Source organism: Nocardia otitidiscaviarum (assembly GCF_007362295.1).
Classification (GTDB): domain Bacteria; phylum Actinomycetota; class Actinomycetes; order Mycobacteriales; family Mycobacteriaceae; genus Nocardia; species Nocardia otitidiscaviarum.
The window spans coordinates 1,763,468-1,789,760 of sequence record NZ_CP041695.1; the positions used below are offsets into that span (position 1 = coordinate 1,763,468).

The following is a 26,293-nucleotide window of genomic DNA, read 5'->3' on the forward strand; positions in this document are numbered from 1 at the left end:
TCCCGGTCATGACTGTTGCCGCGCACTTCTCTCGCACCTCGCATCCGGCTCCCACCCCGGTGGAGCGGCGACAGGAGATTCTCGCGGCGCCCGGGTTCGGGCGGTACTTCACCGATCACATGGTGTCGCTGGACTATGTCGACGGCGAGTGGGTGAACGGGCGGGTGCAGCCGTATGCGCCGCTGTCCATGGATCCCTCGACCATGGTGTTCCACTACGGGCAGGCCATTTTCGAGGGGTTGAAGGCGTACCGGCAGTCCGATGGGAGCATCGCGACCTTCCGGGTGGACGCCAACGCGCAGCGCTTCCAGCGTTCGGCGCGGCGGATGGCCATGGCCGAGCTGCCGGAGGAGCTGTTCGTCGAGTCCATCCGGCAGCTGCTCGAGGTGGACGGGGAGTGGGTGCCGCCGGCCGGGGGTGAGGAGTCGCTGTATCTGCGGCCGTTCATGTTCGCGACCGAGGTCGGGCTGGGGGTCAAGCCCGCGGCGGGGTACAAGTACCTGCTACTCGGGTCGCCCGCGGGTGCGTACTTCGCGGGAGGGCTGAAGCCGGTGCGGGTGTGGCTGTCGACCGAGTTCGTGCGGGCCGCTCCCGGCGGCACCGGTGAGGCCAAGGTGGCGGGCAACTACGCGGCCTCGCTGCTGGCCCAGCAGGAGGCCGCCGCCAAGGGCTGCGATCAGGTGGTGTGGCTGGACGCGTGTGAGCGCAACTACGTCGAGGAGATGGGCACCAACAACCTGTTCTTCGTCTTCGGCACCGGCTCCGACGCTCGCCTGGTCACCCCGGAACTGTCCGGTTCGCTGCTGCCGGGCATCACCCGCGATTCGCTCATCACCCTGGCGGCCGATGCGGGCTACCGGGTGGAGGAGCGCAAGGTCTCCGTGGCGGAGTGGCGCAGCGGCGTCGAATCCGGGGAGATCACCGAGGTGTTCGGCTGCGGTACCGCCGCCGTGGTCATCCCGGTCGGATCGGTCGTCTCCGCCGAGGGCGAATTCACCATCGGCGACGGTGAGCCCGGCGAGGTCACCATGGCCCTGCGCGACACCCTCACCGGAATCCAGCGCGGCACCTTCGCCGACCGCCACGGCTGGATGCGCAAACTCGCCTGAACGTGTGATCAGGGGGAAATGGTGGCGGTATCGGCCGAGTAGCCGCCGCCACCAGTTCCCCCTCGCATCAGCCCTGGTCGGAGGAGCTGGCGGAGCCGCTGGAGTTGGCGGCGGAGCCGGTGGGGAAGGGGAACTGGGCGGTGGTCTTCAGCTTCCAGGTGCCGCAGCCGACGGTGTAGAAGGCTACGTCGCTGGCCTTGATCTCGACGGTGGCCTTGCCGTTGACCGCGCCGCCGGTTTCGATCATGGCGTCGAGTTCGGGGATCTCGGCGCTCAGGCGCGCCCAGCCGCACGCTTTCACCGCGGTCGTGGTGGTGTAGACGCCGGGTTTGATATCGACGCCGACCTGGAAGGTGCCGTCGGAGCCGATGGTGCCGGCGGTGGCCTGGGCGGGTGCGGCGGCGGCCAGAACGGCGGCGGCGGCCAGCGCCGCGCCGTTGAGCCACAGGGCTTTACGCATGAGGTGGAGTCCTTCCCCGACGAGCCGGGACGGGTCCCGGCCCAAGTTGTGAAACAAAAACGTTTCGCAAGTTAGTCGATGAAGGACCGCACGGTGCAGGTTTCGCGGAAAGCCGATCAGCCGGGCATGAACATGTGCCACTGCTCCAGCGTCTGCGGGCGCATCACGTAATTGCTGTCGCGCACGGCGGAGAGGGCGGCGCTCGGCTCCTGGGAGTACCAGTGGCCGGGGTACACCACCGGGTCGCCCTTCAGGCCGGCCAGGTAGCGGAGGCTGTGGAACATGGCGTCGGAGTCGCCGCCGGGGAAGTCGGTGCGGCCGCAGCCCTCGACGAACAGCGTGTCGCCCGCGATGAGACGGTCGTCGAACAGGAAGCACTGGCTGCCCGGGGTGTGGCCGGGGGTGTGCAGCAGTTCGATCTCCAGGCCGCCGATCGCGACCTTGTCGCCGTGCTCGTGGCCGGTCAGTTCACTGGGCGCGATATCGGTGACCTGCGCGACCCAGGGCAGCTCCTCCTTGTTGACGTGCACCGGCACGTCCACGTTCTCCAGGAGTTCCTTCACGCCGCGCAGGGTGAAACCGAGCATGGTGCCGCCGACATGGTCGGGGTGGTGGTGGGTGGCCAGCACGCCGCTCAGGCGCATGCCGTCACCCTCGGCGATCTCGACCAGTTCGTTCGCCGCGTAGGCCGGATCGACCACCACGCACTCGCCACTGTCGCGGTCGCCGATGAGATACGCGAAATTGCGCATCTGGGTGGCGATCGGATCGCCCACGGCCCAGTCGCGGCCGGAGAGCAGTTGGCGGAAGTACACACGGTCGGATCCCATACCGGACACCCTATGGGGCGGGCGGGATCGACGGGCGGGGACTCCCGGCGCCCGCACCGAATGCGGGGACGGTCACCGCGTGACGCGCGGTCGGCCGAGTCGGCTGCACCGCGGTACGGTCCCCCTGGCACTTATCCCGCGAGCACCTCGCGGAGGGCGGCCGCGAAAGCCTCGGGTTCGCCGGTCTGGCCGTATTCGCCGCCCAGGAAGCCGCCGTGGTTGCTCGGGAAGACGACCATCTCGGTGCCGAGGCGCTGGGCGACGGCCTCGCTGCCGCGGCGGGCGAGCTGGCCCTCGGATTCGATGCCGCCCGCCAGCACGATGCGGGTCGGGGCCGCGCGCAGGGCGTCGAAGTCGTACTCGTAGTAGGCCAGGCTGGCGAGGTTCTGCGCGAACATCACGTCGTCGCGGCTGCCGTCGTCTTCCGTCGGCATGCCCAGTTCGGCGGGGTCCGGGGTGGGCCATGCGGTGAAGTCGGCCGGCACCTCGCCCCGATGGCTGGACAGGATGATGAATTTGGCCATGGCCGAGCCGAAACCGTGCTCGGTGTAGGTGCGGCACACAGCGGTGGTGGCCGCCAGCGCGTGCTCACGGTCCGGGAGCACCTGCGCGGCGGGCGGTTCGTGCGCCACCAGGGTGCGCACCTGTTCGGGATGCTTCGCCACCAGGGCGAGCGCGTTCACGGCGCCGCCGCTGCTGGCGAACAGGTCCACCGGGCCGCGATCCAGGGCGGTGATGAGCCGGTGCAGATCGTCGGCGTGCTGGTCGGGGGTGGACTCGCGGGCGTCGTCGGTGCGGGTGCTGCGCTCCACGCCGCGCGGATCGTAGGTGACCACCGTGCGATCGGTGAAGTATCCGGCCAGGGTGCCGAAACCGGCCGCGCCCATGGGGGATCCGATCATCAGCAGGACGGGACCGTCACCGGTCTCGGAGTCGCGGATGTCGTAGGTGAGGACGGCGCCCGGAACCTCGAGCGTGTGTGTTTTCGGCTCGGCCATGATTCGCTCCTTCCGCAGGGGTGTGCTGTGTAGACGAACCGGCGGCGCGGAAATCATCGGCCCGGTGGCGGGTCAGATCGAGGGGATCGGCTGAGGTGCGGGGTCTGCCGGGGTGGTGGCGGTCGAGCGGGCCTGTGCGACGGCTCGAATCCAGTTGGCGAAGAACACTTCCGCGTCGGCGGTCCAGTCGGCCATCACCTCGGAGTGGTGGGTCGGCAGCGGGAAGCCGTCGAGCAGGGTCGGGTCGAAGGTGGTGCGGAGGCGGACGGCGAGGTCGAGGAGGGTTTGTTCGGTGTCGTGCGGGAAGTAGCGCGACGGGATGGCGGGGAAGGGGCGCATCGGGTCGGACAGCCAGCGGCGCAGGTCGCGGCGGTGTTCGCGGGCCATGGTGTCGGGCAGGTATTCGGGGTGGCCCTGGAGGAAGACGTGGCGCAGGCCGTCGGGGCCGGTGGCGAGGTGCCATTCGGCTTCCTCGGAGTCGAGCAGAATGTCGACGCCCGCCTCCCGGAGATCTGCGGAAGTCATCGCGTTCCAGCGGGAATGGGGCACCCGCACGGGTGTCGCCAGACCTTCGACCAGTGCGGTGCCGGGATGCGCGCCCGGCTGCACGCCGCCCATGCGGTCCAGGGCGGCACCGTGTACCCAGTGGTCGAACGCACCGTGTGCGCGGTACGGCAGACGGTGGCGCTGCAGCCCGTGCAGCAGATGCAGTGCGGCGTGGGCGGATTGGCAGGAGAACAGCAGTGAGGCAGCGCCCGAGCAGTCGCGCAGGATGCGGTCGACCACCGCGAGGCTGGGCTCGGCGGCGATATCCGCGGCCTTGGGTTCACTGCCGCTGACGATGAGGGCGTCCATGGCGGCCAGTGCGGGCCAATCGACGTCGGTGCTCGCGCGGAGTGGGTCGATGCCGAAAAACGTGACCGCCACTTCGGATTCGGTCGCCTCCTCTGGGGATGCCCCAGTCGCCTCGGACCGGATTCCCGAGGGGCGGCCGTCCGGGCGACAGGTCGCCGAGGATTCGTCCGACGCGTATCCGGTCGCCGTTCGTCCGGATGCGACGCTCGCCGACGGGCTACCGGTCGCGGCACCGAAACCCGTTGTCCGCCAGCCCAGCCGCGCCGCGCCCGCGGCCACTGCGGCGGCAAAGACTTTGCGAGTCATACTCTCCGGCCGCAGCGACATCAGATCCACGATTCCGATTCGCACGGCTGCACCGCCCGACCGCGGTGCGTCCGATGACGCAAACACTTGTTCAATCCTTCGGAACGGGCGCGATCGGGCCGACCGCGTAGATCAGTACAGAGCAGTGATTGGACAGGCGAAATGTCCGCGCAGACAGGTGCCCCGCGCACCGATCACGCGATCAGTGTGCGGGGCTCAGGCGTCCGGCAGGGAACCGGCGGGTGTCAGCGAAGAATTGTTTCGATTTCCGCCGCGGCCTCCGGGCCGTAGGCCGCGCGCAGGCGCTTCACGGCCACATCATGGTCCAGGGTCCATTCCTGGGTGCCCACGGTTTCCAGAATGTGCACGGCGATAAGGGATCCGAGCTGTGCGGAGCGTTCCAGGCTCAGACCCGCCGTGTGGCCGGTGAGGAAGCCCGCGCGGAAACCGTCACCGACGCCGGTGGGGTCGACCTTCGAATTGTCCGGCACCACATCGACATGCAGTTCGGTGCCGTCCTTGTCGACCACCAGCGCGCCCTTCACGCCCAGGGTGGTGACCCGGATGCCGACCCGCTCGCCGATCTCCGCGGCGGACAGGCCGGTCTTCTGCAGCAGCAGGCCCCACTCGTACTCGTTGGTGAAAAGGTATGCGGCACCGTCGATCAGGCGCAGCGCCTGCTCGCCGTCCAGGCGGGCCAGCTGCTGGGAGGGGTCGGCGGCGAACGGGATCCCGGCGGTGCGGGCCTGTTCGGTGTGCAGCAGCATGGCGTCGGGATCGTTCGCGCCGACCAGCACCAGATCGATGGCGCGGGTGCGGGCCAGTTCGCCGATGGAGATCTCGCGGGCCTCGCTCATCGCGCCCGGGTAGAAGGAGGCGATCTGCGCCATGGCCTCATCGGTGGTGCAGACGAAGCGCGCCGTGTGTGCCTCGGTGGACACCTTCACCGCCGAGCAGTCCACGCCGTTGGATTCCAGCCACTGCCGATAATCCGCGAAGTCGGGGCCCACCGCGCCGACCAGCAGCGGGTTGCGGCCCAGCAGACCCATCGCGTAGGCGATATTGCCCGCGACACCGCCGCGGCGAATGACCAGATCGTCGACCAGGAAGCTCAGCGAAACATGTTGCAGCTGATCGGCCAGCAGCACATCGGAGAACTTGCCCGGAAATCGCATGAGGTGATCGGTCGCGATGGAGGCGGACACGGCGATGGTCACGTGCGGAATCCTTCGGTGTCGTGCGCTGTGTTCAAGGCCAGGCGAGGGCACACCTGTATGCGGGACGACAGACGCGGGGGCGGTGGGATCGGCGGCCGATGCTCGGACGCCCTCCAAAACTACACTGTCCGAGACGGACGACTCCACCCCCGAGCGGGGGATCGGCGTGCCGATCCGGGCCGGGAGCTACGGGTTCGGTCGCGGCTGGACATGCGTCAGCGCGGAACCCCGTGGCTGGGGTTCCGCGCTGACGGCGCGACTCAGTTGAAGCTGTCGCCGCAGGCGCAGGAGCCGGTGGCGTTCGGGTTGTCGATGGTGAAACCCTGCTTCTCGATGGTGTCGACGAAATCGATCGCCGCGCCCTGCACGTAGGGGGCGCTCATGCGGTCGACCACCAGGTTCACGCCGCCGAACTCGACGGTCAGGTCGCCGTCGAGGCTGCGGTCGTCGAAGAAGAGCTGGTAGCGCAGGCCGGCACAGCCACCGGGCTGCACGGCGATCCGCAGCGCGAGGTCGTCGCGACCCTCCTGATCCAGCAGTGCCTTCGCCTTCGAGGCGGCGGCATCGGTCAGCGTCACCCCGTGGGTGGTGGTCTCGTTCTGCACAGTCATGAACTCTCCTAGGGCACCGTGTTCAACCGTGAACTGTGCACGGCTCAAAGGCTGTCAACGCCGCTTCCCCGGCGGCTATTCCTCATCCTACGCGGGACCCGGCGACTCATCCGCCCTACCCACCCGGACATCCGGCGGTGCGGGCGGCGCGAGCCCTCGAGCTGGGCGGTAAGCCGCGACCATGGTCGCGACCGGGCGGGATGTCCGTATATCCGGCTACCGGCGCCGCCGTTTCAGCCCGGTCGGGGCCAGGTTTCGTGTGGTCGACGACACCGGAAACGGACCACGTTTTCCGGACGAACGCGGGATCGAATAGCCTGGTCGGCGTGAAGTTCCTGCGCCGCGGCGAGTCCAGCACCACCGACGACACCACCTCCGCTTCGTCGAACGGCGATTCGACGACGGTCGCCGAGCCGAACGTCACGCTCGGCAAGGGCCGTCCCACCCCCAAGCGGCGGGACGCCGAAGGGCGTCGGCGCGGTCCCGTGGCGCCCGCGCCCATGACCGCCAAGGAGGCGCGCGCCCGGCGCAAGGCCAATCGCGGCAACAAGGAGCAGCGCAAGGTCGCCGCCGCCCAGCGGCGCGCCGAGAATGCCGACCGGCGGGCGCGCATGCTCGCGGGTGAAGAGCAGTTCCTGCTGCCGCGCGACCGCGGCCCGGTGAAGGGATACGTGCGCGATGTGGTCGACGCGCGGCGCAATCTGCTCGGACTGTTCATGCCGCTGGCGCTGGTGCTGATTCTGACCATGTTCCTGTCGCCGGTGCTGCAGGCGTACGTCACGCTGGCCATGCTGGTCATGATGGTGTTCATGATCGCCGAGGGCTTCGTGCTGGGGCGGATCGTGAACAAGCGGGTGCGGGAACGCTTCCCGGACGCCGAGGATTCCAGCTTCTCGTTGGGCTGGTACGCGTTCGTGCGCGCCTCGCAGCTGCGCAAGATGCGGGCTCCCAAGCCGCGGGTGCAGCCGGGCGCGAGCGTCTAGGGGGATCGACGCGGGCGGCCCCGCTCCGAGTATCGACTCGGAGCGGGGCCGCGTGCTGTCGGGGCCTATCCGTGTTCGCGAATGGTGCTGATCGCATTGAGCTCGGCCAGTGCCCGCTGGGCGTCGCGGTCGACGACGTCGTAGGGGCCGGCTCGCCGCGAGCCGTCTTCGCGGTGGAAGGGTACGGCCCGCCCGGCTGCGGCGAGCAGGGTGAACGCGCGGCGGAACAGGCTGATCGCCGTGGCGATGGTGCGACGCTCGCCGCGGGAGGCGGTGCTGGCGGGGGTGGTGATGGCGGTCATGGCTTATGCCTCCTGCTCGTCGGAAGTCTCGGTGCCGCCGGCCATCGCCGCGCCGGTGACCATTGCCATGGCGGTCATAACGGTTGCGGCTGCGAGTATTGCGGTGACTGCGTGCATGGCAGTAAGTTTTCTCTCGCGAGCTTTCTGCCAACAGTGGCAGTACTGACATTGTTCGCAAAGATTCGGCCAGATAGGCTGGGGCTATGTTGTCCAAGGTCGCCGTGGTGCTCAACGAGCGCCTCGCCATGTTCGAATTCGGCGTCGTCTGCGAGGTATTCGGGCTGGACCGTCGGATGGACGGGCTGCCCTACTTCGACTTCCGCGTCTGCGGGCTCAAACCCGGCAAGCCGCTGGGCAGCAGCACACCCGGCATCACGGTCACGCCCGAATACGGGCTCGACGAGCTGCGGAACGCGGATCTCGTTGCCATACCGGCGTTTCCGTTCGGTGTGCTGGAACAGACCGATCCACGGGTGATCACCGCGGTGCGGGAAGCCGCCGAGAACGGGGCCACCGTCCTCACCGTCTGCTCCGGGGCGTTTCTCGCCGGGGAAGCCGGACTGCTCGACGACCGCAAATGCACCACCCACTGGAAATACGTGGACGACCTCGCGCAGCGGTATCCGAAGGCCACCGTCGACCCGGATGTGCTGTTCGTGGACGAGGGGGATCTGATCACCAGTGCGGGCACCGCCGCCGGGATCGACGCCTGCCTGCATCTGGTGCGGCGCGAGCTGGGCAGCGCGGCGGCCAATGCCATCGCACGGCGCATGGTGGTGCCGCCGCAGCGCGACGGCGGACAGCGTCAGTTCATCGAACGCCCAGTGCCCGAATGCACTTCGGACAGCCTCAGCGACACCCTGAACTGGATGAACGAACACTTGGAGTTGCCGCATACCGTGGAGGCCCTGGCCGCGCGCTCCGCCATGTCCACGCGCACCTTCGCGCGCAGGTTCGCCGCCGAGACCGGGACCACGCCGGTGAAATGGCTGACGGGGCAGCGGATTCTGCTGGCCAAACAGTTGCTGGAGGACACCGAACTGGATCTGGAGTCGGTCGCGCATCGGTGCGGATTCGGATCGGGAGCGTTGCTGCGCCACCACTTCCAGCGACTCGTCGGCATCGCGCCCACCGAATACCGCCGACGCTTCGGGGCGCATCCGGACGAAGTGGGAGTCTAGGGGGGGCTCGGCTCGCGCACCGCCCGCGGCGGGGGTGTCGCCGGACGCGGTCGCCGGTTACTGTGCGGGAGATGAGCATCGAATTTCTGCTGACGACGCTCGTCATCGTCGCAACACCCGGAACCGGTGTGCTGTTCACCCTCGCGGCCGGGCTCGCCAGGGGCACGCGGGCCAGCGTGATCGCCGCATTCGGCTGCACCCTGGGCATCGTTCCGCACATGATCGCCGCCGTGACCGGCGTGGCCGCGGTGCTGAACACCAGTGCCATGGCATTCCAGACGCTGAAGTATCTCGGGGTCGCCTATCTGCTGTACATGGCGTGGATGACCTTCCGCGACAAGGGGGCGCTGACCGTGCCCGAGCAATCGGGCGCCGCCCCGGGCGCTGGGCGGGTGATCGGCGCGGCCGTGCTGGCCAATGTGCTGAACCCCAAGCTGACCATCTTCTTCTTCGCGTTCCTGCCGCAGTTCGTGCCCGCCGGGTCCGCGAATGCCGTGCCGCGCATGCTCGAGCTGAGCGGCGTGTTCATGCTCGCGACCTTCGTGGTGTTCGCGGTGTACGGGGTGGCCGCGGCGGCGGTGCGGGACCACATCATCACCCGGCCCGCCGTGGTGACCTGGATGCGGCGGGTGTTCGGGGCGTCGTTCGTGGCGCTCGCGGGGCGGCTGGCCGTGCAGAACCAGTGAGCGGACGGGCCGGGTAGGTGCGCCCTCCGGGGCTTGGGTCCGGGCGGATTCACCGGTGGCTGCGTTGTGCCGGGCGGCATTCGGGATGGGGCCGGGTGCGGCGTTCGGAGAGTCGGAGGTCCGTCACCCGTTCTCAGACAGGTGATCGCGGCCAGGCGGGATGGCTGATCGTGCGCCCGGTCGGTGCGTGGGGTGCCGGGGCCGGTGGCAGCATTCGGGTGAGGCCTTGGCGACGAGGTCGCGCCGGTGCGAGAGCGCATGCCGCCACCATGTGCGGGGCAGGGCTACGGACCCTGGGTGCGCGGGGAGGGATCCGGTCACTCATGTTCACCGGCTCGGGCTGGTGTCGGCGTGGGTTGGGGAGGGCCGCGCGGCGCGGTGATTGATACCGTGCTGACCGTGTCGCACACTGCTCACTCAACCGATCGGCCGCTCCGCACACTGGTGCTCGGCGGGGCGCGGTCCGGAAAATCGGCGTTCGCGGAACAACTGGTGGCCGCGGGGCCGGTGCGGTACATCGCCACCGCCGTGGTCGACCCGGCGGATACCGACTTCGCCGAGCGGATCGCGGCGCATCAGGCGCGCCGCCCCGCGGACTGGACGGTAGTGGAGGGCGACCCGATCGCGGGCCTGGGCCAGTCCACTTCCGCGACCCTGATCGACGACCTGGGCACCTGGCTCACCGCCCGCCTCGACGCCCGCAAAGCGTGGGAGCTGCCGCGCGGCACCGTGGGGCCGGATCTGGACGCCCTCGTCGCCGCCGTCGCCGGCTATGCGGAGCGGCTCGTGATCGTGAGCCCCGAAGTCGGGTTGGGCGTCATTCCCGCCACCCGTTCCGGACGGCTGTTCCGGGATGAGATCGGCACGCTCAACCAGCGGCTCGCCGCGGTGTGCGATGAGGTGTATCTGCTCGTCGCCGGGCAGGCGGTGCGGGTCAAGCCGGGCGTGGGTGGCGAGGACAGTGGTGCCGCCGGTGCGGGAGCATCTGCGCATGAGGTGACGAAAGCTGAAGCCGCGCAGTACGACTCGAGCGGGCTTTCGGTGCCTGCCGCGATGGGGGGAGCCCATTCAGGGGAGGCGGGAATCGATGAAGCGCCAGCCGATGGTGCTGCGGGGCGCGTTGACAGCGCTGCGGGCCGAGCGGAGAGGGTTGCCGGGCTGCTCACCAGTGCTGCCGGGGCAGCCATGAGTGGTGCCGGGTCTGCTGGAAGTGGTGCCGGGCGGATGGGAAGTAGCGCCGGTGCGGTCGAGAGCGGTGCGGCGTCGACTGCGGGCGGTGGGTCCGGGGCTGGTGCCGCCGGGGGCGCAATCGCTTCCACTGGTGGCGAGGGTGCGCAGCGGCGGGTCGGGTTGTCGAAGGGGAGTGCGGTGGCGGTGGAGTTCGGGCCGGTGGCGGGTCCGGATGCGGCGATGCGGGCGGCCGCGGGGGAGCGGCAGGGGCAGTTGACCAAACCGGCGGGGGCGTTGGGGCGGTTGGAGGCGCTGGGGAACTGGGTGGCGGCATGTCAGGGGGTGTGTCCGCCGCGGCAGTTCGAGCGGGCGCGGGTGGTGGTGTTCGCGGGGGATCACGGGGTGGCGCGGCACGGGGTGTCGGCGTATCCGAGTGAGGTGACCGCGCAGATGGTCGCCAACTTCCTGCACGGCGGCGCGGCCGTGAATGTGTTGGCGCGGTTGGCCGATGCCACCGTGCGGGTGGTGGATCTGGCCGTGGAGGGCGATACCGCGGCGGAGATCTCCACCTTCAAGGTGCGCCGCTCCAGCGGGTCCATCGACCGCGAAGACGCCCTCACCGAAGACGAGACCCGCACCGCGCTGCACGCCGGAGCGGCCCTCGCCGACGAGGAAATCGATTCCGGCGCGGATCTTCTCATCGCCGGAGATATGGGCATCGGCAACACCACCCCGGCGACCGTGCTCATCGCCGCCGTCACCGACACCGAACCGGTCGTGGCGGTCGGCCGCGGCACCGGCATCGACGATGCGGGCTGGATGCGCAAGACCGCCGCCGTGCGCGACGCCATGTGGCGGGCGCGCCCCGTGGTCAAGGACCCGCAAGCCCTGCTGCGGGTCGCGGGCGGCGCGGATTTCGCCGCCATGGCCGGATTCCTGGCGCGCGCCGCCGCCCGCCGCACCCCGGTGATCCTCGACGGTGTCGTGGTGACCGCCGCCGCCCTGATCGCCGAACAGCTCGCACCCGGGGCGAGCGCCTGGTGGGTGGCGGGGCACCGCTCCAGCGAACCCGCCCACCGAATCGCCCTCGACCGACTGCGCCTGGAACCCCTCGTCGACCTGAGCATGCGACTGGGTGAGGGCTCCGGTGCGCTCACCGCGCTCCCGGTCCTGCGCGCGGCCGTGGCGGCGCTCGGCGAGATGGCGACGTTCGCCGAGGCCGGTGTGAGTACGGCCGATTCATCGGACGGTGATGCGACCGTGGGTGGTTCGTCGGAAGCAGGCGTGCGCGCTGGCAACTCGACAGAATCCGGTGGGGGCGGAACTACGTCGTCGGAAGCCGGGGTGGGTGCAGCCGACTCGCCGGAAGCCAGTGCGTAGGGGGCCGCTCTCACGCGGGTGCCGCCCCCTGTGCCGGTATCCCGGACCCGCCGACCCGCGCGATGCGGACCAGGCTACGGCGGCTGATATCCCGACGCGCCGTGGTCGCGCCCCCACTGCGCGGCGGTACCGCCCCGCGCGCGCAACGGAGCCCACCCGCCGTCGCCCCCACGGTCACCCTCAGCGCGAGGGGGAACTGGTGGCGGTGGCTACTCGCACGACGCCGCCACCAGTTCCCCCTGATCGTTCGTCCACCGGCGGCGATGCGCGGACGGTGAGGAGAGGGCGTGTCGGGGCACGGGTCCGGGGTGCCGTCGGCTCGGCGTGCGGCGTAGTGCGGGAACCTTCATGCCGGAGGAGGTGGTGACGGGGCTCGCGCTGGCCGTGTCATGGCTGACCGTGCTGCCGGTGCGAGGGCCGGAGCGGGTGGACAGGGGAGCGGCCGCGGGAGCCATCTCTTGGGCACCCGTGGTGGGGGTGCTGCTGGGCGCGGGGGCCGTCGCGGTGATGTGGGCGCTCACGATCGCGGGCGCTTCGCCGCTGCTGGCGGGGTTGGTGGGCGTGGCCGCGCTGGCGTTGGGGACGCGGGGGATGCATATCGACGGGCTCGCGGACACCATGGACGGGCTCGGAAGTTACGGCCCGCCCGAGCGGGCGCGGGAGATCATGAAGAGCGGTGGGGCGGGGCCGTTCGGGGTGGCGGCGCTGGTGTTCGTCATCGGAATTCAGGCGGTCGCGTTCGCGGCGCTGGTGGATGCGCAGCGGTGGCTGGCCGTGGTGGTCGCGGTGGCGGTGGGGCGGGTCGCGGTCGTGCTCGCGTGCCGCAGCGGGATCGACGCCGCCCCGGGGGCCGGGTTCGGGGCATTGGTCGCGGGAACGCAGCGGCGCGCGATCGGATTCGCCTGGGCCGCAGTCGCTCTGGTGGCAGCGGGCTTCGTCACCGATGCGTGGTGGCTGGGGCCGATCGCCGTGGGAGCCGCGCTGGCGACGGCCACCGTGCTGGTTCGCCACGCTGTTCGCCGGTTCGGCGGGCTCAATGGCGACGTACTCGGGGCAGCGGTCGAGGTGGCGACGACGGTCGCGGTCGCCGTATCGAGTTTCGCGGTGTGAAGCGGCCGCGGGTGTGAACCCGCGAGTCGGACGAGACCCCGTGGGCCGTGCTGGGCGGATCGCCGCGGGTCCGGAAATTCGGTTGCGGCGGCAGTCGCGCGGTCCCTACGTTTCCCACATGACATGTCACTGCGCCCCCTACTTCATCCGTATCCGCCACGGCCGGGCTCTGGCCCGCTAGCGGACGCGGATTCTTCTCTCGGCGTCCGCACGCGCGCCCAGGGCCCTTCGAGACTCATTCGACTCGAGGACCCGAAAGGGCACACGCTGTGGCGCAAGATTTTGCACACCGAAACTACTCTCATACCCAGCGCAAGGTCACCAGCGGCAGCGGCGCTCGCACGCCGCGCGACCATGCCAGGCGCACCCTCTCCCAGAACTTCCTGGTGAACCGCGACGCCGTCCAGCTCATGGTGACGGTGGCCCAACCGACCGGGCTGGTGCTCGAACCCGGCGCGGGCGAGGGCGTGCTCACCACGGAACTGGCTCGTCGCGGCGCCCGTGTGACCGCATACGAGATAGATCCGCTGCTAGCGATGAAGCTGTCCGCGCGAACCCGACGCGAGAGCGGAATCCGGGTCGTCCGAGGTGATTTCACCAAGGCGAGGGCTCCGCGTGAGCCGTTCGCCGTGGTCGGCAACATCCCGTACTCGGTGACCGCCAAGATCGTCGACTGGTGCCTGACCGCACCCGCTCTCACCTCGGCGACCCTGCTCACCCAGCGGGAATACGCGCGCAAGCGCACCGGCGACTACGGCCGCTGGAGCCTGGTGACGGCCGAAACCTGGCCGTGGTTCACCTGGGAACTGCACGGCCAGGTGGACCGGACCAGCTTCCGGCCCGTCCCATCGGTCGACTCGGCGATCCTGCGCATCGTCCGCCGCCCGGAACCGCTGGTGCGGGAACGGAACTCCTACCTGGAGCTGGTCCGGACCGGCTTCACCGGCCTCGGCGGCTCCGTCCGCGCGTCCCTGCGCACCCGCTATCAGGGCGTGGACGAAGCGCTGGCCGTCGCGGGCATCGACCGCGACACAGTGGTGGCCTACGTGCACCCCGACCAATGGGTGACGCTGCACCAGCAGCTCGCCGCCTGACCCGGTCCGGTGTCGCCGCATTCGCGGCGACACCGGACCGATCGGGGTCATCCAGCCGTATACCCCGCTGAGCCGCCGTGATACTGGCAACTCCCACGGCACCCCAGCCCCCGCCGCGAACCCTTGCCATCCACCCGCAACTCTCCCGGAAAATGGATCGCATCCAGCCGTTTTCACAATCCGACGGCTCATCCGCTAAAGTTTTCGAGCAACACCGGTCCGGGTGGCGGAATGGCAGACGCGCTAGCTTGAGGTGCTAGTGCCCGTATTAGGGCGTGGGGGTTCAAGTCCCCCTCCGGACACACCGACGACAGAGCTCTCCCTACATGTAGGAAGAGCTCTTTTCTTGTCCAGTTTCGACTCCTCGCGGCCAGATCGTCGGAACGCGGGACGCACCCGAACCGAGCAGACCGAGAACCACAGGGTGATCTGGTATGCGTCCGTGCCGCCCCCGTGCGGACATGGATCGAGTAGCCTCCGCCTATCGAACGCGCGCTCGCCGACGTCGAAGCGAGACGGGTCTAAGCCGCCGTTGGCCAGAACCTGCCCCTGGTAGTGGCCATCGCGCACCGGTGCTGCAGTGCGGCTGCCACTGGCCGGAGGGTCTGCATTGCACAGAAAGTGTTGCGTCGCAGAATGTCTCGGGGTAGCTTGCCGTCCAACCGTCGATTCCGCACGGCGCGCGGCGGCTATGGGATCACCGCGCGCAGGAACGTGAACAATTGGACGATCATGCCCACGACGGCTCCGGCGATCGCGATGGCCAGCAGAATGCGGAACACCAGAGCCCAGTCGAAGGTCGCGCTGCCGAAGTCGAACGGGAACACCTGCCAGACGCGGATGGTCGCCGCCAGGCCGATCCCGGTGGTGACGAGGTCGCCGAGGGACTTCAACCACGGCGGATCGGCGGGCAGATACACGACGCTGGTGATCAAACCGGCGATCAGCGATGCGGTGACGAGCCACAGCACCCGCGGGGTGTCCTCGGTGAGAAAGGGCAGGGCGTCCCACCCCGGCCAGGCGTGAATGGCGTAGAGCAGCACCGCGTTGCAGAGTGCGGCGACGACGTAGCCGGCTCTGCGTGCCGCCGTGGACGGGCGGCGAGTCGTTTCGGTAGCCGTCATCGGAACCCCTCCAAGTCGATTCCTTTGGTCACGGTACGACCGATCCGGTCGCCTCCGGCAGGGACAAGGGTCCCGAGGTGGACCGCCGTCCTGCCCTACCGCCGATGGACGTGCCCGCGCCGCCACCGCCGACAGCATCTGGTGCGACATGCTGCACGGTGTTCTGGATTTTCGAAGGATGGCCGGAACCGCGCACCTCCATCAGTCGTGGCGGATGCTGTTCACGGCGCGGAGATCAGACCGGGATGCCCAGTGTCGGCCGTGCACGTAGGAAACGTTGCCGATGTCGTGCCGGGTGCCGGTCGAACTCGCCAGCGAGAACCGTGGTGCGAGCGGTGTGTGGTGAGACCTGCTGCCATACTTGGCGTTTCAGCGCACGGCTGTTCTCGGTCGCGGTGGGTGTGAAGGTGGTAGGTGCGATTTTTCGACGAGTTCTCCTGGTAGGGGTCGTGGTGGTGTTCGGTGCGGCCTGTGCTGTGCTTCCTACCGAGCCGCCGCCACCGGTTCGTCTCGGGGCCGCTCCCGTGACCGCGACCGGGCCGCGGTACGAGGGTGCGCCCCTGCACTCCTCCGGGTTCTATGAGTTCGATCAATGGCCCAAGGCATGCAACCTGATCACCGACACCGATATTCGGGCGATATTCCCGCAGGTGACCGACACCGAGAGGTTCGCGGTGCACCAAGACCTGATGCTGACGGCGCCGTTGAGCGCCTTGGAGCCGCCGGAGCCGGAATGGGCGCGGGAGCGGGTGCGGGTCGGGGGAGCGCTCTGTACGGTCGCCATGGCGCTTCCTGGTATCGCGTTCGAGGCGGACGAGTTGCCGCCCCGGTCCGGCGCCGAGGTGACGATCGAGGTGATCGCCGCGGGCAGTGCGGGGGTCGTCTACCGGAACCGGCCACAGCCCTTCCCCGCCGATCCACCGATCACGGTCGCCGGGATACCGTGCGTGGCCGCCCAGGGCAATAGTCTCGTGTGCGCGACGCTGTATGTCCTGTTCCAGGTGTCGATGACGGTCGAGTACACGCGGCAGGTCGACGAGTACACGGCGATCCGTTACCTGCACGGCACCGAGACGGTCGCGTTCGGGCGCGAGCCCGACAAGGATGAACTGCGGCGGCAGCGGGAGTGGGAACGGTCGGTGATCGTTCGCGAACTCGTCGAGGCGGTCGTGGCGAAGTTGTGAGGCCCGCCTGCCGTGGCGGTCGATCAGCCGAGGGGTGAAGGACGCGCGGCCGTTCCAACTCCCGCTCCGCGCCGTCGTCGTACTGGGTGACGATCCATGCCTCCACCCGACCGGCTCCCGGTTCCATGCCGACCAGTGATCACACCGTCAGTCGCCTGCCGGATCTCGCCGTGCTCGTTGGCCTGGTGCGATTGTCCGCTGGGGCGGCCGGTGTCCAGGCTGCGCCAGTGGACGGCGACGCGGTAGGTGCCGCAGTTGGGGCCGACGACACGGCACCGGGCGGAGGACCATGGTCCCTCGATGTGCTCGACCGAAGGCCGTAGCGGCACGAGGTCGCGGCGACCACGATGGTCGGCATGAACGGGGACGGCGGCCTGGCGGCCGATGGGATCGTGGCTCGGCTGCTGGATTCGCCGGAGCCGTCGATCCGGTGGCGCGCGCTCACCCGGCTGCTCGGGACGCCCGTGGACGATCCCGCGGTGCGGTCGGTGCGGGCGGATATCGCTGCCAGCGCGCGGGTGCGAACTCTGCTGTCGGAACGTAGGGACGACGGGACGCTACCGTTCCATCCGTACGGCGCCACGTGGTACGGCGCGCATTGGGTGTTGGTCGCACTGGCCGAACTCGGTTATCCCACCGGTGACGAGTCGCTGATCCCGTTGCGGGAGCAGGCATTGGGGTGGGTACTGTCCGAGGAGTACCGCACACGCCTTATCGGCCAGGTGCGGGGGCTGCCCACGCTGCATGCCTCCATCGACGGGAATCTGCTGTGGGCGCTGCTGAGTCTCGGGCTCGCCGACGAACGCGCCGAGGAACTCGTGACCCGCCTGCTCGCCACCCAATGGCCCGACGGCGGCTGGAACTGTGACCGGCACGCGAGCGGGCGCGTCTCCTCGTTCGTCGAAAGTCTCATTCCGCTGCGCGCACTCGCGCTGCACGCCCGGCGGACCGGTCGGGAGGACAGCCGAGACGCGGTGGTTCGGGCCGGTGAGCCGTTCCTGAGCCGCCAGCTGTTCCGGCGCATCAGTGACGGCACCGTGATTGCGAAATCGTTTGTACAGTTGCATTTTCCATGCTACTGGCACTATGACGTCCTCTTCGCGCTCACCGTGCTCGCGGAGGCGGGGCTGATCGCCGACCCACGCTGCTCCGCCGCCCTCGACCTGCTGGAGTCCAAGCGGCTGCCCGATGGTGGGTTCCCCGCCGAAGCACGCTACTACCAGGTTCGTACCGCGCCCGGCGGCAGATACCGTTCGCTCGTCGACTGGGGGCCGACGGGGCGGCGTCGGTTCAATCCGTGGGTGACCTGCGCCGCGTTGACCGTGCTGCGGGCCTCGGATCGCCCGATCTCACGCGGCAGCGAGAAGTGGTGGGAACCGTCGGACCGACCGCCGTCGAAACGGTGACGGTCAGGGCAGGGTGAGTGCGAAGGCGAATCGGAAAGTGTCCATGAGACGCATGAGGGTGTCGAACGGTTCCAGTGAGCAGGTGACGACGGTCAGATCACCGGAGTCGAGCAGATCCTTGACGCCGTTCGGTCGAGAGCGAGCCGGTTCAGCCCGTCCCCGGGTGAGACGGTAAGTGGCGTCGGCGGTCTACGGCGCGGCGGTGGACTGGTAGACCAGGACGCCGCTGCGCAACCGGACGGTGATCCGGCGGGGATCGCCGCGCAGGCCGCCACGGATGGTGAAGCCCAGCGTTATCGAATGCGATGCCGCGGTCGGGCCGTCGAGCCGAATCCCGAAGTAGTCGAAGACCATGGCGATCGGCATGGGACCTGGGCACCGCACAGGCTGTGCAGGTTGTGCAGCGTCGGACAGGCGTCCTCCGCCATGCACAGCGACTCGGACTGCGGCAGATGGAAATTCAGCTCCGCCGGTGCTTCCGTGTCCGGGGTCAGCCGGAATACGACGTCGATCGGCCCGACCGGCATGGTGCGACCGTCGTCGAGCGCGGTGATGACGGTGGTGGGCGCAAGCAGGCCGGTCGTGCCCATGGACATCCCTTGCCCAGGCCCGCGGCCACTGTCGATCGATGCGCGGGAGCTTCCGTCCGGCGATGCCGTCTCGGTCACCCACGACCGGCGCCCCGGCGGTGGCTTCGGCATCCGCCTCGGGCGCACGCTATACGGACCTCGGGCAGAACTGGCTGATCTCGCGCGACGCGGGCAACGTCGACCGGTACGGTCGGCGGCACCGATTCCGCCCTGAACGTACCCGGCGGCCTGGACAGCGTCGCGATGCCGCCTGGTGCGGGCGTGCCTCGCCGAGCCGGACCGCGCAGGACGCGGCTCGGCGAGCCATGTCCTCCGCGATGCCGCGTCGGATCCGCGATGAGGCCGCCGGATCGAGCTGTCGGTCGGGTAGCGAGCTCGCTGCTGACGGTCGGCCTCGTGCTGGTCAGCCCAGGGTGAAGCTGGCGGTGCCGCTGATATGTTCCAGCTCGCGCTGGGAGCCGTCGTCGTACAGGGTGACGATCCGCGCCTCCACCCGACCGGCCCCCGGTCCCATGCCGAAGCCGGTGATCACGCCGTCCGGTGCTTGCTGTATCTCGCCGCGCTCGTTGACCTGGTGTGACTGGCCGTTTTCGCGGTCGGTGTCCAGGTTGCGCCAGCGTACGGCGACGCGATACGTGCTGCAGAAGTCGCCGTCCTGCGTGATGCGCACGCGGACACCGAATTCGCCGGACCGGGGTTGCGGTACGACCGTGGCGTTGATGATGGCGGCACAGCTGGGGCCGGGGATGCGGGTGAGGGTGGTCGAGAAGATGGTGGCCTGGTCACTGGGGAGAGCGGTGGCGGGGCCGGTGAAGCCGACCAGTGCCGCCGTGACCGAGGTGGCGGCGACGCCAGCGCGAAGGATCATCGTCGTCGTGCGGGTGGGGCTCCACGTTGTGCTCATGATCAGTGCGTCGTCGGTGGCACGGAGATCATTAGCGGATATCGCCAACCCCAGTTCTGGGGGCACGGTGGCTGTTAACGTCTTGCCGCCGATCGCTATGCCGCGTGTGGAACAGCGGTGACCAGGGCTGACGGTGATGTCGAATGATGTTGCGCCCAAAGCGGAATCGCGAGATCGGCCATGTTGTGGCGGTGTGGGAGTCATGATGGAAGGCGAACATCAGCGCTGTCGGAGGTTGTTGTCATGCGCCAAGCGTCATCGGAGAACGTGGACAGTTTCGTTCTCGGTGATGTGCTGGCGAGCCGCGCCATCACGCACCGGACCGAGCCGTTTCTCCGGCTCCACGGCGGACAGATCGGCTACGGCGAGGTCGACGAGATGGCCAATCGGGTGGCGCGGGGGCTGATTTCGGTGGGCGTGGGGCCGGGGGACCATGTCGCGGTCATGCTGCCGAACTGTGCCGAGTTCGTGTATGTGATCTTCGCATTGGCGCGGTTGCGGGCGGTGGCGGTGCCGGTCAATACCGCGCATCGGGGGGAGATGCTGCGGCATGTGCTGGTCGGCTCGGATGCGGTGCTGTTGATCGCCGACAGCGATTACGTCGAGCGGTTGGTTCCGTTGGCGCGCCGGGTGCCCGGACTGCGCACGGTCATCCTCGGGCCGGGAGCCGATGGGGAGGCGGAGCGGGCCGACGATGTCGGGGTGCCGGTGCTGCCGTGGTCGACCCTGCTCGATCACGGTGCGGAGGCGCCGCGCGTGGAGGTCGCTTTTCACGATCTCCAGGCCATCATGTTCACCTCCGGCACGACCGGACCGTCCAAGGGTGCGATGTGTTCGCACGCGCTGGCCTTGACCTGCGCGTACGATTCGCTGAATTATCTGGACCGGTGGGGGAAGTCGATCTATTGCCCGCTGCCGCTCTTCCACGCGGCGGGGCTGTGGGACGGGGTGCTCGCCGCGCTGCTGTGCGGTGGGTCGATCGCGATCGTGGACCGCTTTCACGCGTCGACGTTCTGGGACGATGTGCGCCGCTTCGACGCCGCCGTGGTGATGAGCGTGTTCTCGATGATTCCGATCCTGCTCAAACAGCCGCCGTCCCCGCACGACAAGGACCATCCGCTCGAGATGTTCTATATGGGCAAGTCGAGTCTGGATGAGCCGCTGCACAAGCGATTCGGGGTGCGCTCGGTGGAGACCTACACCAGCACCGAGGCCGGGATCGCCACCGGCAGCCCGTACGGCCAGTGGCGGGTGGGTTCCTGCGGCACGGTGCACGATCGGCGGTTCCACGCCGCGGTGGTGGACGAGTACGACCGTGAGGTGGGGCCCGGCGAGCCGGGGGAGCTGGTGCTGCGGCCGAAGCAGCCCTATGTGATCACCACCGGCTATCACAAGGCGCCGGACGCGACCGCGAGGTGTTTCCGCAATCTGTGGTTCCACACCGGTGATCGGGTCTGGCGTGACGAGGACGGGTATTTCTTCTTCCTCGACCGCATGACCGACTCCATTCGACGTCGCGGCGAATCGATTTCGGCCTTCGATCTCGAATGCGAGGTGAATATGCACCCCGCGGTCCTGGAATCCGCGGCCATCGGCGTGCCGTCCGAACTCGAGGAAGAGGACGTCAAACTGGCCGTGGTGGTGCGTCCCGGCGCGCGGCTCGACGTGGAGGAGCTCGTCGAGTTCTGTCAGCGGCAGCTGCCCGGCTATATGGTGCCCCGCTATATCGAATTCGTGGACGCGCTGCCGCGCACGCCGACCGACAAGGTCGCCAAATACCGGTTGCGCGAACAGGGTGACCACGGTGTCACCGCCACCACCTGGGACCGGCAGGCCCAGTCGCCCGCCGCCCCGCCGACCACTCCCGGTGACCGCTGTGCACTGGGGTGATACGCCGGAGCAGGCCGCATTCCGCGCCGAGGTGCGGGCGTTCATCGCGGCCGAATTCCCCGCCGAGTACCGGCCCGACCCGGATGCGCAGCACAGTCTGGAACCCGAGGACGTCTGGGGCTACAACTGGCCGGTCGACCGGGTGAGCGCCGATCCCGACCGGGCGGCCGGGGCCCGGCGATGGGCGGCCGCACTCGCCGCCCGGGGGTGGATCGTTCCGCACTGGCCCGAGGAGTACGGCGGCGCGGGGCTGACCGCGGTGGCGGAGTTCATCCTGCACGAGGAGATGATGCGGGCCGGGGTGCCGACGGTGAACGGCATCGGCGCGTTCCTGCTCGGTCCGACGCTCATCGCGCACGGCACGCCGGAACAGCGGGCGCGACACCTGCCGCCCATCGCCAGCGGTGAAAGAACCTGGGCACAAGGCTTTTCCGAGCCCGGCGCGGGATCGGACCTGGCGTCGCTGCGTACCCGGGCGGTGCGCGACGGCGACGACTACATCCTCGACGGGCAGAAGGTGTGGACCTCGCTGGCCCACTACGCCGACTGGCTGTTCGTGCTGGTGCGCACCGACTCGGACGCGCCGAAGCACGCGGGCATCACCTTCCTGCTGGTGGATACGGCCACACCCGGTGTGACCATCCGGCCGATCACCGACATCCGCGGCGACACACCGTTCGCCGAGGTGTTCTTCGACGGCGCGCGAGTGCCGGTGCGCAACCGGGTCGGGGCCGAGAACCGCGGCTGGTATGTGGCGATGGACGCGTTGAGCTTCGAACGGGCCGGCATCGGCGCGACGGTGAAACTCGAGCGGGCGCTGACGCGCCTGGTCGAGCAGGTGCGCGCCGACGGCGGCTCCGCGGTGCTGCGGCACGAGATCGCGCGCCGCTATATCGAGCTGCGGGTCCTGTACAACCTTGCCAGATATACGGTTTCGCGCCAGGCGCACGGCGGCGTGCCGGGCTACGAAGCATCGGTGAATCAGCTGTTCGGCGCGGAACTGGCGCAGCGGCTGGCCCACACCGGCACGAAGGCATTCGGCGAACTCGCCCATTTGACCGCGCCGGGCGAGTGGCATCCGCTGGCCGCCGAATTCACGCGCCTGCGATTCGACGCGGTGGCCGCGACCTTCCTCGGCGGCACCACCGAGATCCAACGCAATGTCATCGCGACCAGAGGTTTGAACCTACCGAGAAAATAGTCCCCCGGGAGAAGGTGCCGATGTACGAAACCCTCGACGTGACAATCGAAGAACGCGTGGCCTGGCTGACGCTCAACCGCCCGCAGAAACTCAACGCCCTGACTCCCACCTCCATGGCCGAACTGCGCGAGGTGTTCACCAAGGTGGACGACGACGAGGACGTGTGCGTCGTGGTGCTGCGCGGCGCGGGCGAGCGCGCGTTCTGCGCCGGTATGGACCTGGGCTGGTCGGAGGGCCTGACACCCAAGGAGCGGGTCGAACAGGGCCGTCTCGGTGAGAAGACCTTCGCCATGATGGAGCGGCTGTCGATTCCGGTCGTCGCCGCCGTGCACGGTTACGCGGTCGGCGGCGGGCTCGAACTGGCGCTGGCCGCCGACTTCATCGTCTGCTCGGACGACGCGAAGCTGGGGCTGGTGGAGATCACGCTCTCGGCTCGCCCGCCCTACCAGCCGAAATACATGAACGGCGGCGCGGACCCCGACCAGCCCGCCTTCGGCGGCTCCGCACCCGGCTGGGGTGGGGTGAAACGGCTGCCGGAACGCATCGGCAAGGCCCGCGCCAAGGAACTGCTGTTCACCGGCATCCAATTGGACGCGCAGCGGGCACTGCAACTGGGACTGGTGAACAACGTCTTCCCGGCCGCGGAATTCGACAAGCACGTGGGCGAACTGGCCGAGCGGATCGCCGCCATGAACCGCTACAACCTGCGGCTGGTCAAGGAGTTGGTGTCCGGCGGCTACGACTGGATCGAACCGCACCCGAGCTGAGGAGGCGCCGTGCGCATCTACCGAATCGACCACATCGCCCAGCTGGTGCCCGATCTCGCCGCTGCGACGCGGAAACTGGAGGGGCTGTTCGGCTTTCGCCGCACCAGCAGCTGGGACAACCCCGAGCAGGGCGTTACCGGGGTGCGGCTGACGGTGCCCGGCAGCTGGGGGCAGGACTGGGTGGTCATCGCTCCCTCCGGCGACGGCTCACCGCTGCACGCCGCACTCGAGCGGCAGGGCGGCCGACCGGCCGTCCACCACATCGGCGTCGAGGTGCCCGACCTCGAGGCGGCGCGCGCCGAACTGCACAAGCTGGGGCTCGAACCGGTCGACGGGCCGGGCTGGATCGAGGCGTCGCTGACCCCGCCCGAGGACGGGCCGGGCGTACGATTCCGGCTGCGCGGGCCGGGCACCCTCGCCCTGGTCGGTGACGAGCACGCCACCGCCGCCACCCCCGCCGCCGCGACCGGACCGACGCTCGGCATCGTGGCGCTCGACCATATCTGCCAGGCGTTCCGGGACCGCGAGGTACTGGCGACCTGGTACGCCGAGCTGGCCGGGTTCGTCCCGGTGTGGAAGACACCCATCGACGAATGGCCGGATATGGCCGACCTGGTGCTCAATATCCCCGGGTCGGCGATCTGCTGGGAGATCATCCAGCCGCGCGGCGAGGATTCGTTCATCGACCGGTTCCTGGCGAAGAACGGTCCGGGCGTACACCATGTGACCTTCCAGGTGGCCGAGTGGGACGCGGCGCTGGCCGCCTGCGAACACCATCACACGCCCACCTTCGACCACGATGCGGGCGTCACCGACGGTGCGGCGTGGCGGCACACTTTCATCCACCCCAAGCACGCCGGTGGCGTACTCGTGCAGCTGTTCTGGGAGGAGCGGCCGGGCGTCTGGGTGCGGTCGGACAAGATCCCGGCGAACAGCTGATGGACCTCACCCTGACCGAGGAGCAGGAGCTGATCCGGTCCACCGCCCGGGAATTCCTGAGCGCGGCCGAGTCGACGGGCACGCTCTGGACGGCCGAGTCGTCGGGCAAACTCTGGACCCGGATGGTCGAACTCGGTTGGGCCGGGTTGCCGTTTCCGGAGGAGTACGGCGGGCTCGGGGCCGGCTTCCTGGAACTGTGCCTGGTGCTCGAGGAGATCGGCCGCGCCCGGGTGCCCAGCCCACTCGCGGCGACGGTGGCCTGCTGCGGGATGCCGGTGATGCGGTACGGCACCGCAGCCGAACGCGCCGCCTGGCTCCCCGCGATCACCGGCGGACGGCTGCTCACCCACGTCGAAGTCATTGCGGCGCAGGCGGGAACGCTGCACGGCACGGCGATGTTCGTGCCGCACGCCGACATCGCCGACACCCTGCTGGTCGTCGCGCACAGCGACCGGCCGCTGGCGGTGCTGATCGATGGCGCGACACCGGGAATCAGCCGCGAGCCGCTGGCGGTCGTGGGCGACGAATCGTATCGGGTGAGTTTCGACCACGTGCCGATCCCGGAGGGCTCAGTGCTCGCGGCCGGATCCGAAATCGCCGCCGCGATCGCCGCCTACGGTGCGGCGGCGACCTGCGCGGAGATGGTGGGCGGTGCGCAGGCGGTGTTGGATATGACGGTCGACTACGCCACCCAGCGCGAACAGTTCGGCAGGCCGATCGGCGCATTCCAAGCCGTGCAACATCATTGCGCCGATATGGCCGTCGAGGTGCTCGGTGCGCGGCTGCTGGCCTACGAGGCGATCTGGCGGCTGGCGGCCGGACTGGACGCGTCGACCGAGGTGGCGCTGGCGAAGTCGTGGGTGTCCGAGGTGTACCAGCGGGTGTGCGCCACCGCCCACCAGGTGCACGGTGCCATCGGGTTCACGGCCGAACACGGGCTGCACCACTACACGCGGCATGCGATGGCGTGCGCACTCGCCTTCGGAGACACCGATCATCACATCGGCACGATCGTGCGGCACCTCGGTATGGGCGACTGACCCGGCCGGTGGTCGCGACACCGTCGGTCTTCGGGGCCTGCCAGGTGTTTCGCCTCCAGCCGGAACAGGTGTCGAAGGGGGAGTAGCGAGCGTGTGGTTGCAGTACCGTCGGCGGGCAGCGCCCGAACGACAGAAATGCGGTCTCCCATGATTGCTCGGCCCGGCGGCGAGCGGCCGCCGATCCTGTTCCTGCACGGCGTTTTCGGGCGTCCGGCGCTGTTGCGCCCGTGGCTCGACTACTTCCAGCGGGCCGGTTTCGACTGTGTGGCACCGGCGCTGCCCGGACGCGATCCGGTCGGTCACGCGGTACTGCGCCGCACCGGCATTCGCGACTGCGTGGATGTGGCGCTGGCCGCCTACGACGATCTCGGCGAGGACGCCATCGTGATCGGGCACAGTATGGGCGGCCTGATCGGGCAGCGGGTGGCGGCCGCGCGGGACTGCCGTGCCCTGGTGCTGCTGGCGTCCATTCCGGCCGGTGTGCTGTGGCCGCAGCTCCGGCCGCTACCGCATTTGTTCCCGGTCCTGCCCGCCGTGCTGGCCGGGCGATCGTTCCTGCCGAGCGAGCGCACCATGCGTGCGGTGCCGCTCAGCACGCTCACCCGTGCGGAGCAGGAACAGATTGTGCCGCAACTGGTTCCGGACTCCGGGCGAATCTTCCGTGCCATGACCCTCGGGCTGCCGTCGGTCCGGGTCGACGCCGCGGCCGTCACCTGCCCGGTGCTGTGCGTCAGCGCGGGCGCGGACCGCAATGTCGCACCGTGGATATCGGCGCGTATCGCGGCCCGCTATCGAGCCGAGCATCAGCGGCATCCCGGTCTGCCGCACTGGATCATCGCCGAATCCGCGGTGCCGCGGGTCGCGCCGTCGGTCCTGCGGTGGCTGCGCGACACCCTCGAACTGCCGGAGCAGCCGGACGGCGCGATGTAGCGCGAGCAGCGCGATGGGACCCCGGG

Annotated in this window: 25 protein-coding genes and 1 tRNA gene; 16 read left to right on the forward strand and 10 right to left on the reverse strand. The window is 69.3% G+C overall.

Annotated features, from left to right (window positions below; all coding sequences use genetic code 11):
• The first annotated feature begins 8 nt into the window (after window positions 1-8).
• On the forward strand, window positions 9-1,109 hold the full coding sequence (locus FOH10_RS07470) for a branched-chain amino acid aminotransferase (RefSeq protein ID WP_029929671.1): 1,101 nt from the start codon (window positions 9-11) through the stop codon (window positions 1,107-1,109).
• Window positions 1,110-1,176: 67 nt separating this feature from the next.
• Here the strand turns inward: FOH10_RS07470 and FOH10_RS07475 are convergent, their stop codons facing one another.
• From FOH10_RS07475 to erpA, 6 genes are all read right to left on the reverse strand, one after another.
• A complete protein-coding gene (locus FOH10_RS07475; protein WP_143980172.1) occupies window positions 1,177-1,569 on the reverse strand; it encodes an Rv1352/Rv1906c domain-containing protein in 393 nt (130 codons plus the stop codon).
• A 116-nt stretch (window positions 1,570-1,685) separates the two neighbouring features.
• Window positions 1,686-2,399 carry an MBL fold metallo-hydrolase gene (locus FOH10_RS07480; protein ID WP_143980173.1) on the reverse strand — a complete coding sequence of 238 codons (714 nt, stop codon included), beginning with the start codon at window positions 2,397-2,399 and terminating at the stop codon, window positions 1,686-1,688.
• A gap of 131 nt (window positions 2,400-2,530) precedes the next feature.
• Window positions 2,531-3,397: an alpha/beta fold hydrolase gene (locus tag FOH10_RS07485; RefSeq protein ID WP_143980174.1), complete on the reverse strand. Its 867-nt coding sequence runs from the start codon at window positions 3,395-3,397 to the stop codon at window positions 2,531-2,533.
• A 72-nt stretch (window positions 3,398-3,469) separates the two neighbouring features.
• Complete coding sequence (locus FOH10_RS07490) at window positions 3,470-4,324, reverse strand: homoserine O-acetyltransferase/O-succinyltransferase family protein (protein WP_186000755.1); 855 nt, start codon at window positions 4,322-4,324, stop codon at window positions 3,470-3,472.
• 479 nt (window positions 4,325-4,803) lie between these two features.
• Entirely contained in the window at window positions 4,804-5,775 is a 972-nt protein-coding gene (locus FOH10_RS07495) for a carbohydrate kinase family protein (protein WP_143980176.1), read from the reverse strand.
• A 260-nt stretch (window positions 5,776-6,035) separates the two neighbouring features.
• Window positions 6,036-6,386: an iron-sulfur cluster insertion protein ErpA gene (erpA, locus tag FOH10_RS07500; RefSeq protein ID WP_029929660.1), complete on the reverse strand. Its 351-nt coding sequence runs from the start codon at window positions 6,384-6,386 to the stop codon at window positions 6,036-6,038.
• Between the two features lie 326 nt (window positions 6,387-6,712).
• Between erpA and FOH10_RS07505 the strand changes: the two genes are divergently transcribed.
• Complete coding sequence (locus tag FOH10_RS07505) at window positions 6,713-7,369, forward strand: DUF3043 domain-containing protein (RefSeq protein ID WP_244961743.1); 657 nt, start codon at window positions 6,713-6,715, stop codon at window positions 7,367-7,369.
• A 65-nt stretch (window positions 7,370-7,434) separates the two neighbouring features.
• Here the strand turns inward: FOH10_RS07505 and FOH10_RS07510 are convergent, their stop codons facing one another.
• On the reverse strand, window positions 7,435-7,671 hold the full coding sequence (locus tag FOH10_RS07510; RefSeq protein ID WP_143980178.1) for a hypothetical protein: 237 nt from the start codon (window positions 7,669-7,671) through the stop codon (window positions 7,435-7,437).
• A 203-nt stretch (window positions 7,672-7,874) separates the two neighbouring features.
• On the opposite strand from FOH10_RS07510, the gene FOH10_RS07515 reads away from it, so the two are divergent.
• The 6 genes from FOH10_RS07515 to FOH10_RS07540 all read left to right on the forward strand — a co-directional run bounded on the left by FOH10_RS07515 (window position 7,875) and on the right by FOH10_RS07540 (window position 14,594).
• Window positions 7,875-8,852 carry a helix-turn-helix domain-containing protein gene (locus FOH10_RS07515; protein WP_143980179.1) on the forward strand — a complete coding sequence of 326 codons (978 nt, stop codon included), beginning with the start codon at window positions 7,875-7,877 and terminating at the stop codon, window positions 8,850-8,852.
• A 71-nt stretch (window positions 8,853-8,923) separates the two neighbouring features.
• Window positions 8,924-9,538: a LysE family translocator gene (locus FOH10_RS07520; protein ID WP_029929653.1), complete on the forward strand. Its 615-nt coding sequence runs from the start codon at window positions 8,924-8,926 to the stop codon at window positions 9,536-9,538.
• Between the two features lie 399 nt (window positions 9,539-9,937).
• Entirely contained in the window at window positions 9,938-12,088 is a 2,151-nt protein-coding gene (cobT, locus tag FOH10_RS07525) for a nicotinate-nucleotide--dimethylbenzimidazole phosphoribosyltransferase (RefSeq protein ID WP_244961745.1), read from the forward strand.
• Window positions 12,089-12,451: 363 nt separating this feature from the next.
• Window positions 12,452-13,198: an adenosylcobinamide-GDP ribazoletransferase gene (locus FOH10_RS07530; protein WP_143983917.1), complete on the forward strand. Its 747-nt coding sequence runs from the start codon at window positions 12,452-12,454 to the stop codon at window positions 13,196-13,198.
• 383 nt (window positions 13,199-13,581) lie between these two features.
• Window positions 13,582-14,292 carry a 23S ribosomal RNA methyltransferase Erm gene (gene erm, locus FOH10_RS07535; protein ID WP_425326153.1) on the forward strand — a complete coding sequence of 237 codons (711 nt, stop codon included), beginning with the start codon at window positions 13,582-13,584 and terminating at the stop codon, window positions 14,290-14,292.
• Between the two features lie 217 nt (window positions 14,293-14,509).
• Window positions 14,510-14,594, forward strand: a tRNA-Leu gene (locus FOH10_RS07540).
• A 387-nt stretch (window positions 14,595-14,981) separates the two neighbouring features.
• On the opposite strand, the gene FOH10_RS07545 is transcribed toward FOH10_RS07540, so the two are convergent.
• A complete protein-coding gene (locus tag FOH10_RS07545) occupies window positions 14,982-15,416 on the reverse strand; it encodes a hypothetical protein (protein WP_039812004.1) in 435 nt (144 codons plus the stop codon).
• A gap of 335 nt (window positions 15,417-15,751) precedes the next feature.
• Here FOH10_RS07545 and FOH10_RS07550 point away from each other — a divergent pair, with 335 nt between their 5' ends.
• Window positions 15,752-16,600, forward strand: coding sequence for a hypothetical protein (locus FOH10_RS07550; RefSeq protein ID WP_143980181.1), 849 nt, complete (start codon window positions 15,752-15,754; stop codon window positions 16,598-16,600).
• 356 nt (window positions 16,601-16,956) lie between these two features.
• The gene (locus FOH10_RS07555) at window positions 16,957-18,006 is read left to right on the forward strand and encodes a hypothetical protein (RefSeq protein ID WP_143980182.1); all 1,050 of its coding nucleotides are present in this window, start codon (window positions 16,957-16,959) and stop codon (window positions 18,004-18,006) included.
• A 189-nt stretch (window positions 18,007-18,195) separates the two neighbouring features.
• On the opposite strand, the gene FOH10_RS07560 is transcribed toward FOH10_RS07555, so the two are convergent.
• Together FOH10_RS07560 and FOH10_RS07565 are read right to left on the reverse strand one after the other, a co-directional pair.
• A complete protein-coding gene (locus FOH10_RS07560) occupies window positions 18,196-18,372 on the reverse strand; it encodes an alkyl sulfatase C-terminal domain-containing protein (RefSeq protein ID WP_143980183.1) in 177 nt (58 codons plus the stop codon).
• A gap of 627 nt (window positions 18,373-18,999) precedes the next feature.
• Window positions 19,000-19,704: a hypothetical protein gene (locus FOH10_RS07565; protein ID WP_244961754.1), complete on the reverse strand. Its 705-nt coding sequence runs from the start codon at window positions 19,702-19,704 to the stop codon at window positions 19,000-19,002.
• Window positions 19,705-19,743: 39 nt separating this feature from the next.
• Here FOH10_RS07565 and FOH10_RS07570 point away from each other — a divergent pair, with 39 nt between their 5' ends.
• The 6 genes from FOH10_RS07570 (at window position 19,744) to FOH10_RS07595 (ending at window position 26,267) form a co-directional block, all read left to right on the forward strand.
• Window positions 19,744-21,390, forward strand: a complete 1,647-nt coding sequence (locus tag FOH10_RS07570; RefSeq protein ID WP_143980184.1) for an AMP-binding protein — start codon at window positions 19,744-19,746, stop codon at window positions 21,388-21,390.
• Window positions 21,368-22,591 (forward strand): acyl-CoA dehydrogenase family protein, encoded by a 1,224-nt coding sequence (locus FOH10_RS07575; protein WP_221937939.1) that lies wholly within the window; start codon window positions 21,368-21,370, stop codon window positions 22,589-22,591. Before FOH10_RS07570 ends, FOH10_RS07575 begins: the two co-directional genes overlap by 23 nt.
• 20 nt (window positions 22,592-22,611) lie before the next feature.
• On the forward strand, window positions 22,612-23,358 hold the full coding sequence (locus tag FOH10_RS07580) for an enoyl-CoA hydratase/isomerase family protein (protein WP_143980185.1): 747 nt from the start codon (window positions 22,612-22,614) through the stop codon (window positions 23,356-23,358).
• Between the two features lie 9 nt (window positions 23,359-23,367).
• Window positions 23,368-24,297, forward strand: a complete 930-nt coding sequence (locus FOH10_RS07585; protein WP_143980186.1) for a VOC family protein — start codon at window positions 23,368-23,370, stop codon at window positions 24,295-24,297.
• Window positions 24,297-25,337 carry an acyl-CoA dehydrogenase family protein gene (locus FOH10_RS07590; protein ID WP_143980187.1) on the forward strand — a complete coding sequence of 347 codons (1,041 nt, stop codon included), beginning with the start codon at window positions 24,297-24,299 and terminating at the stop codon, window positions 25,335-25,337. The genes FOH10_RS07585 and FOH10_RS07590 overlap by 1 nt, the downstream gene beginning before the upstream one ends.
• A gap of 147 nt (window positions 25,338-25,484) precedes the next feature.
• Window positions 25,485-26,267: an alpha/beta hydrolase gene (locus tag FOH10_RS07595; protein WP_186000756.1), complete on the forward strand. Its 783-nt coding sequence runs from the start codon at window positions 25,485-25,487 to the stop codon at window positions 26,265-26,267.
• Window positions 26,268-26,293: the final 26 nt, after the last annotated feature.